Annotated in this window: 12 protein-coding genes and 1 tRNA gene; 7 read left to right on the top strand and 6 right to left on the bottom strand. The window is 60.0% G+C overall.

Translation table 11 applies throughout. The features are described from left to right. Positions 1–73: 73 nt before the first annotated feature. Positions 74–571 (top strand): hypothetical protein, encoded by a 498-nt coding sequence (locus LRS53_RS11870; protein WP_068383484.1) that lies wholly within the window; start codon positions 74–76, stop codon positions 569–571. A gap of 8 nt (positions 572–579) precedes the next feature. Here LRS53_RS11870 and yacG read toward each other — a convergent pair whose 3' ends face one another. The 5 genes from yacG to pilB form a co-directional block, all read right to left on the bottom strand. Then, on the bottom strand, positions 580–777 hold the full coding sequence (yacG, locus tag LRS53_RS11865; RefSeq protein WP_007160931.1) for a DNA gyrase inhibitor YacG: 198 nt from the start codon (positions 775–777) through the stop codon (positions 580–582). After that, a complete protein-coding gene (gene coaE, locus LRS53_RS11860) occupies positions 774–1,385 on the bottom strand; it encodes a dephospho-CoA kinase (protein WP_231356014.1) in 612 nt (203 codons plus the stop codon). Before coaE ends, yacG begins: the two co-directional genes overlap by 4 nt. Continuing rightward, on the bottom strand, positions 1,382–2,230 hold the full coding sequence (locus LRS53_RS11855; protein ID WP_231356013.1) for a prepilin peptidase: 849 nt from the start codon (positions 2,228–2,230) through the stop codon (positions 1,382–1,384). The genes coaE and LRS53_RS11855 overlap by 4 nt, the downstream gene beginning before the upstream one ends. Continuing rightward, the gene (locus tag LRS53_RS11850; RefSeq protein WP_231356012.1) at positions 2,230–3,447 is read right to left on the bottom strand and encodes a type II secretion system F family protein; all 1,218 of its coding nucleotides are present in this window, start codon (positions 3,445–3,447) and stop codon (positions 2,230–2,232) included. Before LRS53_RS11850 ends, LRS53_RS11855 begins: the two co-directional genes overlap by 1 nt. A gap of 211 nt (positions 3,448–3,658) precedes the next feature. Continuing rightward, complete coding sequence (gene pilB / locus LRS53_RS11845) at positions 3,659–5,353, bottom strand: type IV-A pilus assembly ATPase PilB (protein ID WP_231356011.1); 1,695 nt, start codon at positions 5,351–5,353, stop codon at positions 3,659–3,661. A 213-nt stretch (positions 5,354–5,566) separates the two neighbouring features. Here pilB and LRS53_RS11840 point away from each other — a divergent pair, with 213 nt between their 5' ends. Continuing rightward, on the top strand, positions 5,567–6,010 hold the full coding sequence (locus LRS53_RS11840; RefSeq protein ID WP_231356010.1) for a pilin: 444 nt from the start codon (positions 5,567–5,569) through the stop codon (positions 6,008–6,010). A gap of 156 nt (positions 6,011–6,166) precedes the next feature. On the opposite strand, the gene LRS53_RS11835 is transcribed toward LRS53_RS11840, so the two are convergent. Beyond that, positions 6,167–7,165, bottom strand: a complete 999-nt coding sequence (locus tag LRS53_RS11835; protein WP_231356009.1) for an SDR family oxidoreductase — start codon at positions 7,163–7,165, stop codon at positions 6,167–6,169. A gap of 290 nt (positions 7,166–7,455) precedes the next feature. Between LRS53_RS11835 and LRS53_RS11830 the strand changes: the two genes are divergently transcribed. The 5 genes from LRS53_RS11830 to cyoD all read left to right on the top strand — a co-directional run bounded on the left by LRS53_RS11830 (position 7,456) and on the right by cyoD (position 11,810). Beyond that, positions 7,456–7,531 (top strand) — tRNA-Thr (locus LRS53_RS11830). Positions 7,532–7,938: 407 nt separating this feature from the next. Continuing rightward, positions 7,939–8,862 carry a ubiquinol oxidase subunit II gene (gene cyoA / locus LRS53_RS11825; RefSeq protein ID WP_017640824.1) on the top strand — a complete coding sequence of 308 codons (924 nt, stop codon included), beginning with the start codon at positions 7,939–7,941 and terminating at the stop codon, positions 8,860–8,862. A 3-nt stretch (positions 8,863–8,865) separates the two neighbouring features. Next, the gene (cyoB, locus tag LRS53_RS11820; protein ID WP_231356008.1) at positions 8,866–10,854 is read left to right on the top strand and encodes a cytochrome o ubiquinol oxidase subunit I; all 1,989 of its coding nucleotides are present in this window, start codon (positions 8,866–8,868) and stop codon (positions 10,852–10,854) included. A 3-nt stretch (positions 10,855–10,857) separates the two neighbouring features. Further along, a complete protein-coding gene (locus tag LRS53_RS11815; protein WP_064307850.1) occupies positions 10,858–11,472 on the top strand; it encodes a cytochrome o ubiquinol oxidase subunit III in 615 nt (204 codons plus the stop codon). After that, positions 11,472–11,810 carry a cytochrome o ubiquinol oxidase subunit IV gene (gene cyoD, locus LRS53_RS11810; RefSeq protein ID WP_064307849.1) on the top strand — a complete coding sequence of 113 codons (339 nt, stop codon included), beginning with the start codon at positions 11,472–11,474 and terminating at the stop codon, positions 11,808–11,810. The genes LRS53_RS11815 and cyoD overlap by 1 nt, the downstream gene beginning before the upstream one ends. Positions 11,811–11,814: the final 4 nt, after the last annotated feature.

Here is an 11,814-nt window from a genome sequence, read left to right as displayed (position 1 = left end):
TCCCCGCCTGAGACGGGGCTCCAGCCGGTAGACTCGGCCTCTATCGGCCGCTGGCCATCGACAGGATGTTTTCATGCGTTTCCTCGTTGCCCTCCCCCTGCTCCTGGGCGCTGCCCTCGCCCATGCCGATAATGGCGAACCCGTCGACTGCGCCAGCCTGCAGGCCCAGTTGCCACTGCCGCTGCTCCAGCAGACCTCCGGCCTGCCCCTGGCCTATGCCCGGCAGATCGCCGGCGGCTGCGCCTTCACCGATCGCGACACCGGCCAGCCGGCCAACTATCTGCTGGGCCTGTCGGCGGGCTACGAGAACGGTGGCAGGGCGCTGCCCAAGCTGCGGCGACAGGTGCAGTCGCTCAGCGAGCAACTGGAGTGCAAGGCCATCGACGGCCTCGGCGAAGGCGCCAGTGCCTGCAGCAAGCCCTTGCTGGGCACCCAGGTGTTCTTTATCAAGCGCGACCGCATCCATACGGTGACGGCGTCGAGTCCGCTGGAATACGAAAAGCCCGAACTGGCGGCCAAGTTGCGTCAGGCCGCCCTGGCGACTGCCAAGGCTTGGTCGCAACGGCTGTAGCGCACGACCTAGTGGCCGCGCCGATTGAGGTCTTCCGAATAGAGATCGTCTTCCAGCTCATTGCCCGGGATGGCATGTTCTTCCGCCGCCCAGGCACCCAGGTCGATCAGTTTGCAGCGGTCGGAACAGAAGGGCCGATTGGCGCTCTTCTCGCTCCATTCCACGGGTGCGCCGCAGGTGGGGCAGTCCACGGTGAGAGTGCTCATGCTTGGCCTCCGTCAAGAGTCAGATAAAAGGAATGCAGGCGCTCCACCTCGGTGTGGAGCGTGGCGAGATCGCCGTCGTTGCAGATGACGTCATCCGCCTTGGCCAGCCGCTCGGCACGCGGCAGCTGGGCCGCCAGGATGGCTCGTACCTGAGCCTCTTCCACTCCGTCACGGTGCATGGCTCGCTCAAGCTGGAGCGCTTCCGGCGCGTCTATCACCAGCCCGCGGCGAACCAGTGCCCGTTGCCCGGATTCGAACAGTAGCGGCGACACCAGGATGGCATAGGGCGACTCGGCCCGGGCCAGGGCCGCCAGGATCTCCTGGCGAATCAGGGGGTGCAGCAGGGCTTCGAGCCAGCGCCGCTCGGCCGGATCGGCAAAGATCGCGGCCCGTAGCGCCGCCCGGTCCAGGCTGCCATCCGGCTGCAAGACAGCCGATGAAAAATGCCCGGCGATCTCGACCAGTGCCGGTCGTCCCGGCTCGACCACCCAACGGGCGGCCTGGTCGGCGTCGACACAGGTGATGCCCAACTGGGCGAAATGCTCGGCAGCGGCACTCTTGCCACTGCCGATGCCCCCGGTCAGGCCGAGGGTCCAGGCAGAAGTCATCGGAATCCGGCGAAGTTCAGGTACAAGCCGGTTATTTGATCACCCCAGAGCAAGGCAATCCACCCCGCCACGGCCAGATAGGGACCAAAGGGCAAGGGCGTGCTGGTTTCCGCCCGCCGTAGGCGCAAGGTGATGACACCCAGGATGGCACCCACCAGCGAAGACAAGAGGATGGTCAATGGCAGGATCTGCCAACCGCCCCAGGCGCCGAGCAGGGCCAGCAGCTTGAAGTCGCCATAGCCCATGCCTTCCTTGCCAGTAAGCAGGCGAAACAACTGGAACACCAGCCAGAGACTCAGATAGCCGGCTACCGCCCCCCAGACGGCATCGCCGAGGGTGGTGAACAGCCCGAACTGATTGGCGATCAACCCCAGCCACAACAGCGGCAGGACGATCACGTCCGGCAACAGCTGGTGATCGGCATCGATCAGACTGGCCGCCAGCAGCCCCCAGGTCAGCAGCAGGAAGGCTCCACCCTGCCAAGTCACGCCCAGATGCCAGATGACCCAGGCCGACAGCAGTCCACAGGCCAACTCCACCAGCGGATAGCGCAGGCTGATCGTCGCCTGGCAGCCCTTGCAACGACCGCGCAGGAGCAGATAACTCAGCACCGGCACGTTTTCCCAAGGCCGCACGGCACGTTGGCAATGGGGGCAACGGGAAGCGGGTCGCGCCAAGTTGAAAGGCGTTCCCGCCGGTTCGGGCGGCAATTCCAGCACCTCGCGCGCCTCCGCCTGCCAGTCGCGCCTCAGTATCACCGGCAGGCGATAGACCACCACATTGAGAAAGCTGCCTACCAGCAACCCCAGGACCAGCGCGCCGGCCAAGAATTCCAGCAGCGCCATCAGACCACCGAGCCGAGCTGGAAGATGGGCAGGTACATGGCAATGATCAAACCACCGACCAGGACCCCGAGGACCGCCATGATCATCGGCTCCATCAGGGTGGTGAGGTTGTCGACCATATTGTCGACTTCGTCTTCATAGAAGGTCGCGACCTTGGACAGCATCTCGTCCAGAGAGCCCGACTCCTCGCCGATGGCCGTCATCTGGATGGCCATGGACGAGAACACCCCGGTAGTACGCATGGAAAAGTTGAGCTGCATACCGGTGGAAACATCGCCCTTGATCTTCTCCACGGCATTGCGGAATACCACGTTGCCGGTCGCACCAGCCACCGAATCAAGAGCATCCACCAGCGGCACACCGGCCGCGAAGGTGGTAGCCAACGTGCGGGCATAACGGGCAATGGCCGACTTATAGAGAATGGAGCCGATCAACGGGATCTTCAGCAACCCACGGTCCGTGGCGTCACGGAATTTCTCGGACTTCTTGTAGAAGTGCCGGAGGACGAAAGCGAGCAAGAAGATTCCGCCGAGCACCAACAACCACCACTCCTGCAGTGCCTCAGAAATGGCAATAACAAAGAGCGTAAACGCAGGTAACTGAGCACCGAAGCCTTCGAATACAGATTGGAACTGGGGGACCACCTTGATCAGCAGAATGGCCGAGACGATTACCGCCACGACAACTACTGCCGCTGGGTAGGTCATGGCCTTCTTGATCTTCTTTTTCAGCGCCTCGGTCTTTTCCTTGTAGGTCGCTACCCGATCCAGCAGGGTCTCCAAGGCACCGGATTGCTCACCGGCATCCACTAGGTTGCAATAGAGGTCGTCGAAATATTGCGGCTGCTTGCGCAAGGAGTTGGCCAGGCTATTACCCGCGGCGACGTCCTGCTTGATGTCGTCGACCATCTTGCGCATGTTGGGATTGTCGAAGCCCTCGCCAATGATGTCGAAGGCCTGCAGCAGGGGCACACCGGCACTCATCATGGTCGCCAGCTGCCGGGTGAACAGGGCGATATCCATGGGCTTGATCTTCTTGCCCTTGCCGAACAGCGATACCGACTTCTTGCGGACCCGGGTCGGATTGATGCCCTGCTTGCGCAATTGCGCCTTGATCAGCGCAGGATTCAGGCCTGTCATCTCGCCCTTCACCTTGGTCCCTTTGCGATCAGTCCCCTCCCAGGTGAAGCTGCCCATCTTGATAGCTTTATCGGCCATGGCCTTGACTCGTCAAAGACTTGGCCCGCCTTGGCGGACCTGTCAAAAGAATGCTCTGTGCAGAGCGGGTTGTGGCTTTAGAGGCAAGCATCGCGCCATATGCCGGAGTTATAGACGCCCTGTGATGCTGAGGCCTTATGCGCGATCAACAACCGACGCTCCGATCAAGTCCCCTCTCCCTCTGGGAGAGGGCTAGGGTGAGGGAAAACCATCAGTCTTTGGTCACCCGATTGATCTCTTCCAGACTGGTAATCCCCTGCATGGCCTTCACCAGCCCCGACCGCCGCAGATCATTGAAGCCCTCTTTCCGCATCCGCGCCGCGATCTCGATGGAGTTGCCCTCCTCCATGATCATCTGCTGCAGCGCCGGAGTGACCTTCACCACCTCGTAGATTCCCACCCGCCCGCGATAGCCCGCATTGCAGTCCTCGCAACCGATAGGCTGGTAAAGGGTAAAACTGCCGATCTCTTCCTCGCGATAGCCTTCGGCCAGTAGGGACTCGCGGGGCACCTCATGGACTCTCTTGCACTTGTTGCACAGCTTACGTGCCAGGCGCTGAGCGATGATGAGATTGACCGAGGTCGCCAGGTTGAAGGCGGGCACCCCCATGTTCCGCAGGCGCGTCAGAGTTTCCGCCGCACTGTTGGTGTGCAGGGTCGACATAACCATGTGACCGGTCTGGGCTGCCTTGATGGCAATCTCCGCCGTTTCCAAGTCTCGGATTTCACCGACCATGATCACGTCAGGATCCTGACGCAGGAAGGCCCTCAGCGCCTGGGAGAAGTCGAGCCCTTGACGCGGATTGACGTTGACCTGGTTGATGCCTTCCAGGTTGATCTCCACCGGATCCTCGGCGGTGGAAATATTGATGTCTTCGGTATTGAGGATATTGAGGCCGGTATAGAGAGATACCGTCTTGCCCGAACCGGTAGGCCCGGTCACCAGGATCATCCCCTGCGGCTGCTTGAGCGCCTGCAGATAGAGCTCCTTCTGCACATCCTCATAGCCCAGAGCATCGATCCCCATCTGGGCGCTGGAGGAATCCAGAATCCGCATCACGATCTTCTCGCCCCAGAGGGTGGGCAGGGTGTTGACCCGGAAGTCGATGGACTTGGTCTTGGACACCTTGAGCTTGACCCGGCCATCCTGGGGCTTACGGCGTTCGGAAATGTCCATATTGGACATTACCTTGAGCCGCGCCGAGATCCGCGACACCAGCTGCACTGGCGGCCGCGCCGCCTCGTGCAGGACACCGTCTGTACGAAAGCGCACCCGGTACATCTTTTCATAGGGCTCGAAGTGCAGGTCGGAGGAGCCCTTCTTGATGGCATCCAGCAGCATCTTGTTGACGAACTTCACCACCGGCGCATCGTCGGCATCGGTACCGGCTACGGCTTCCTGAGGTCGCTCACCGCCCTCGGTTTCCAAGTCGAGATCGATATCGCCCAGATCCAAACCACCGGTGCCAGTATCCAGATACCGCTCGATGGCCTGGTGCAGCTTATCGTCTTCGACCAGCACAACCTCGACGGCCAGCTTGCTGCCAAAGGACACATCGTTGATGGCCTGCTGATTGGTCGGGTCAGACAGCGCGATGAAGAGCTTGTTGCCTCTCTTGCTCAATGGCAGAAAGTGATGCTGCTGCATCAACTTTTCGTTGACGATGTCCTTGGGCAACTGCTCCTTGTCGATGGCCGACAGATCGAGAAAGGGCACGCCGAATTCCTGAGCCGCTAGTTCAGCCAGAGGCCGGCTCTGCACCAACCGCTGCTGAACGAGATAGGTCACCAGCGGCACCTTGGCCTGCTTGGCCTTGACCACCGCCTGTTGCGCCGCCACCTCCGCTAGCAACTGCGCATCCACCAGTTGCCGCGCCAGTCCCGACAGCATCACCGTCTCGTTCATCGTTATTCCCACCCATGGCTACAGCAGGCGTTATAGCACCCCCCCAAGGTGCCCGCAAAATGGCGCCAGACAGCTGACATTTTTTGTCATCACCTGCCCCTTTGTTGACGCCCATCGCGCACGAAGCGTGCTGTAGTAGGCATTTTTCTTTGGCACGGCCTATGCTTTAGTCCTGACAGGCACGTTGGCCTGACCCAACTTCGGAGATTTGGAATGAAAGCTCAAAAAGGCTTTACCTTGATCGAACTGATGATCGTGGTGGCGATCATCGGTATTTTGGCAGCGATTGCTATTCCCGCTTATAGTAACTATCAAGCAAGGGCCAAGTTGACTGCCGGCCTTGCCGAAATTACTGCAGCAAAAACCGTAGCGGATGATAGAGCGAATAACGGCCAAGCTTCGTCAACTGCGGCAGACTTGAACCTAGCGAGCCTTACAACTACTAACTGTACTATTACAGCGGCTATTACTACGGCCGGCACAGGTACCATTCGTTGCGCTGTACGAAATGCTCCATCCCAAGTCAACGCAGCAACTATGACCTGGACTCGTACTGCAGATGGCGGCTGGACTTGCGCAACTGCTAGCGCAAGCAATGCAAGCCTTGCTCCTACCTCTTGTCCCCAGGCAGCGGCTGCCGCAACTACTACTCCTTAAGCCCCTACAGCTTTCCACATAAAGGCGCTAGAAATAGCGCCTTTATTATCTAGTGAACACCGCCTTGACAGCCGGACCTCACACATTTCGAATCAGCATACAAAAGACATTAAAGAATAAACTTTTGCGGCAACTCCGCTGCTGCCAGTTATTACTTCACGGCATCCCCTTTCCCCCAAACGCCCCCACCACCGTCCCCGTACTAAAACTCGCATCCTCTTCCGCTAGGGCCACATACAATCCCGCCAACTCCGCCGGCTGCCCTGCCCTTCCTAGCGGCGTGTCCTGGCCGAACTTCTTCATCTGCCCTTCCAATTGCCCACCCGCCACCTGCAGCGGTGTCCACACCGGCCCCGGTGCCACGGCGTTGACGCGGATGCCCTTCTTGGCCAATTGCTTGGCCATGCCTTTGGTGAGATTGAGGATGGCGGCCTTGGTCGAGGCGTAGTCGATCAATTCTTCGCCGGGATCGTAGGAATTCACCGAGACGGTATTGATGATGCTGGCGCCCGGCGGCAGGTGCGGGATGGCGGCCTTGCTGAAGCGGAAGACGTGATAGACGTTGGTCTTGAAGGTTCGGTCGAATTGCTCGTCGGTGATTTCGAGGATGTCGGCCTTGCTCTGCTGGTAGGCCGCATTGTTCACCAGCAGATCCAGGCCACCGAGCTGCTGGATGGCCTTGTTCACGACGTCTTCGCAAGCCTCCTGGGTACGGATGTCGGCCGGCAGGGTAATGGCCTTGCGACCGGCCTCCTGGATCAGCTTGACCACTTCCTGGGCGTCGGACTCTTCGGAGGGGTGATAGTTGATGGCCACATCCGCCCCCTCGCGGGCGAAGGCGATGGCCACGGCGCGACCGATACCGCTATCGCCGCCGGTGATGAGCGCCTTGCGCCCGGCCAGGCGACCCGAGCCGTGATAGCTGGTCTCACCATGGTCGGGACGCGGTTCCATCTTGCTGGTCAAAGCCGGCCATTCCTGGCGCTGCTCCTTGAAGGGCTCGCGGGTGTACTTGGTCCGCGGGTCCTGTAGCGGCTTGGCTGGACGTGTAGTGCTAATACCTTCCTGGGCAACGGCAGCGCCTGAAGCCGCAGCGGCTAGCCCCACGGCGGAGCCGACGAGGACGTTACGACGGGTGAGGGAGTAATCAGTCATCGGGGCTCTCCGCATGGGCAGCTATCAGCTTGCAGTATTGGTGGGGCGAAGCTGCGGCAAGGCTGGATCCGCGAAGGATTAGGTAGGACGACTTCAATAAAGGTTTCCTGAATGAGTCATACCCTGACCATTGACCTCCCTCTCAACCAATATCGTCAGGCCGAGAGGCGTTGGCGAATCCCGAAATTCGCAGCAGGCAGCAGTGCGACACATCGCCACAGGCCATCGCACAGGGGCAGCGACCAGGGTTGCACAGCAGATAACCGAAGACTTATCATTGAAAGCTTCGTGCCGGTGTAGCTCAGTTGGTAGAGCAGCGCATTCGTAATGCGAAGGTCGTAGGTTCGACTCCTATCTCCGGCACCATCCTTCCGCGTCGTCCTCTCCTCATCTTTCCAAAGCCTTCAAGGCCTTAGCCGCCTTGGGCCGCGCCTTCCTGGGTCGCCTGCTGGTCTCTCCTCCTGCCTTCGAGCAGCCCGTTACCTGCTCCGAGAACTGACGACTCCGCAACCCTCGACTACTCTTACCCAGCGCATGACAGTGCCTTACCCCGCCTGTTTTCGGCTTTCTTGACGACCGGCAAGACCTGAACGGCGGCTGACCAAAGGGTCGAATATCCAGCCCCTCTGTGGCACCATACCGCGCTGCGAAATCCCGCAATTTCTGCAATCCATCAGCCTGCCGCACGGATGCCTGTCCGTTGCGGAGCATGAGGCTGGCGACAGGCACGTTGAGAGAATAACCACGATGAGCCGCTCTACTGAGGTCGTGAGATGAAACTAACGAAGTATCTAAAACCAACCGGTTGGCTTCTGGCCGGTGCCGCCGCGCTGCTGCTCAGCGGGTGCGACGCCGTGCTGCTGGATCCGAAAGGCTCCATCGGCGTGCAAGAACGCAACCTCATCTACACAGCGTTCGGCCTCATGCTGATCGTGGTGATCCCGGTCATCGTGATGACCTTCCTGTTCGCCTGGAAGTACCGCGCGACCAACAAGGACGCCAAGTACACCCCGAACTGGGCTCACTCCTACAAGATCGAAGCCGTGGTCTGGCTGGTCCCCCTGGCCATCGTGGTGTTCCTGAGCATCCTGAACTGGAAGACCTCCCACGAGCTGGATCCCTTCAAACCGCTGGATCATCCTGAGCAGCCGCTGGTGATCGAAGCGGTCTCGATGGACTGGAAATGGCTGTTCATCTATCCCGAGCAGGGCATCGCCTCGGTGAACGAGATCGCCATCCCGGTCAATCGTCCGGTGCAGTTCAAGATCACCTCCGAGTCGGTCATGAACACCCTGTCCATCCCGGCCCTGGGCGGCATGATCTACGCCATGTCCGGCATGCAGAGCCAGTTGCACCTGATCGCCGATCATCCCGGCGAATTCGAAGGTCGCTCGGCCAACTACAGCGGCGCCGGCTTCTCCGACATGATCTTCGCCGTACACGCGGTACCCACCGCCGGTGATTTCGACGCCTGGGTCAACAAGGTCAAGCAGTCGGGTGGCAAGACCCTGGACCAGGCGAGCTACACCGAGCTGGCCAAGCCCAGCGAGAAGCAGCCGGTCGCCTACTACTCGACGGTCGAGCCGGATCTGTTCAGAACGGTCATCAAGAAGTTCATGAAGTCCGACTTCAGCAAGCAGACCGATCACGTGATGGACATGAGCCAGCACGGCGGTCAACACGGTACCGAGGAATAAGTCATGTTCGGTAAATTAACTCTCGCGGATATTCCGTATCACGAGCCGATCATTCTCGTGACGTTCGTCGTGGTCGCCCTGGGTGGCCTGGCGCTCATCGGGGCACTCAGCTACTTCGGCAAGTGGGGCTACCTCTGGAAAGAGTGGCTGACCACCGTCGACCACAAGAAGATCGGCGTGATGTACTTCATCGTCGCCCTGATCATGCTGCTCCGTGGCTTCTCCGATGCCATCCTGATGCGTAGCCAGCAGGCCATCGCCTCCGGCGGCGCCGAGGGCTACCTGCCACCCCATCACTACGACCAGATCTTCACCGCCCACGGCGTGATCATGATCTTCTTCGTGGCGATGCCCTTCGTGGCCGGCCTGATGAACGTGGTGACACCGCTGCAGATCGGTGCCCGCGACGTGGCCTTCCCCTTCCTGAACTCGCTGAGCTTCTGGCTGTTCGTGGCCGGCGCCGTGCTGATCATGATGTCGCTGTTCGTGGGCGAGTTCGCCGCGACCGGCTGGGTGGCCTATCCGCCGCTGTCAGGCATCCAGTACAGTCCAGGCGTAGGGATGGACTACTACATCTGGGCGCTTCAGCTCTCCGGTATCGGTACGACCCTGACCGGCGTCAACTTCTTCGTGACCGTGCTGAAGATGCGCACCAAGGGCATGACCCTGATGCGCATGCCGATCTTCACCTGGACCTCCTGGTGTACGGCCATCCTGATCATGGCGGCCTTCCCGATCCTGACCGTGACTCTGGCACTGCTGACCCTGGACCGTTACCTGGGCTTCCACTTCTTCACCGCGGAAGCTGGCGGCAACCAGATGATGTACACCAACCTGATCTGGGCCTGGGGCCACCCCGAGGTATACATCCTGATCCTGCCGGCCTTCGGCGTGTTCTCGGAAGTGACCTCCACCTTCAGCAAGAAGCGTCTGTTCGGCTACGTCTCGATGGTCTGGGCCACGGTAGCCATTACCGTGCTGTCCTTCATCGTCTGGCTGCACCACTTCTTTACCATGGGCTCGGGCGCTAACGTCAACGCCTTCTTCGGCATCGCGACCATGATCATTGCGATCCCGACAGGGGTGAAGATCTTCACCTGGCTGTTCACCATGTACCAGGGTCGCATCCAGTTCACCTCGCCGATGCTCTGGACCCTGGGCTTCATCGTGACCTTCAGCATCGGCGGCATGACCGGCGTCCTGCTGGCGGTACCGGGTGCCGACTTCGTCCTGCACAACAGCCTGTTCCTGATCGCTCACTTCCACAACGTGATCATCGGCGGCGCCGTGTTCGGCTACTTCGCCGGCATGATCTACTGGTTCCCGAAGGTCTTCGGCTTCAAGCTGAACGAGAAGCTGAACAAGCAGGCCTTCTGGTGCTGGCTGATCGGTTTCTATGTCGCCTTCATGCCGCTGTACATGCTGGGCTTCATGGGTATGACCCGTCGTCTGAACCACTACGACAACCCCGACTGGCACCCCTTCCTGGTGACCGCCGCCATCGGCGCCGGCATCATCGCCCTCGGCATCCTGAGTCAGCTGTGGATGTTCTACGTCAGTATCCGCGATCGCCATCTGCCGGAGAACGTGGACGTGACGGGCGATCCGTGGGATGGCCGTACCCTGGAGTGGTCGACCTCCTCGCCGCCGCCCTTCTATAACTTCGCCGAAGTGCCGGAAGTGCACGACATCGACGCCTACTGGGGCATGAAGGAAAAAGGCATCACCGAGAAGAAGGATGCGGACTACAAGCAGATCCACATGCCGCGCAATACCGCTGCTGGCATCGTGATCAGCCTGTTCGCCCTGGCGCTTGGCTTCGCTCTGATCTGGCATATCTGGTGGCTGGCCATCGCCAGCTTCGTGGGTTCGATCGTCGCCTTCGTTATCCGTAGCTACGACGAAGACACCGACTACTACGTACCGGCGGAAGAAGTGGCGCGCATTGAAAACGCACGCATTCAGTCCCTGGCGAAATTGAAGCAGGCCTAACCAATGGCGAATCAAGTTATGCATAACGAAGTCGCCCATGCCGAGGAGCATGGGCACCACGACGCGGGATCCTTGACCACTTTCGGTTTCTGGTCCTACCTGATGACCGACTGCATCCTGTTCGGAACCCTGTTCGCGACCTATGCAGTGCTGAGCAACGCCTATGCGGGCGGCCCGACCCATCACGACATCGTGCAACTGCCGTTCGTGCTGGTCGAAACCTTCCTGCTGCTGTTCTCCAGTATCACCTACGGCTTCGCCATGATCGCCCAGCACAAGGGCAGCAAGGGCGGCGTCCTGGGTTGGCTGGCGGTCACCTGGCTGTTCGGCGCCGGCTTCATCGGCATGGAGCTCTATGAGTTCAACCACCTGATCCACGAGGGCTGGGGCCCGGATCGCAGTGCCTTCCTGTCGTCGTTCTTCGCGCTGGTCGGCACCCATGGTCTGCACGTGAGCTCGGGTCTGATCTGGATGATCGTGTTGATGCTGCAGATCTCTTCCAAGGGTCTGACCACCACCAACGTGACCCGCCTGTCGTGCCTAAGCCTGTTCTGGCACTTCCTGGACATCATCTGGATCTTCGTCTTCACCATCGTCTACCTGATGGGGGTTCTGTAATGGCGCACGATCATAATGCCCACGGGCATACCGCCGAGAGCCATGGCACTTTCAAGAGCTACATGGTCGGCTTCATCCTGTCGGTCATCCTGACGGTCATTCCCTTCGGCCTCGTGATGTTCCCCACCTTCTCCAAAGGCGCGACCCTGGCGATCGTGGTGATCATGGCGGTGGTACAGCTGCTGGTGCACCTGTACTTCTTCCTGCACCTGAACACGTCCGAAGAACAGCGTTGGAACGTGATCTCCTTTGGTTTCACCGTGGTCATCGTCGGTATCTTGGTCGTGGGATCCCTGTGGATCATGTACCACATGCACCACAACATGATGATCCACTGAACCG

It is taken from the genome of Pseudomonas sp. PLB05 (assembly GCF_021106615.1).
In the GTDB taxonomy this organism is placed as follows: Bacteria; Pseudomonadota; Gammaproteobacteria; order Pseudomonadales; family Pseudomonadaceae; genus Chryseomonas; species Chryseomonas benzopyrenica.
The sequence above is the reverse complement of the archived record's forward strand: the minus strand, read 5'-3'. Positions and strand labels throughout refer to the sequence as shown.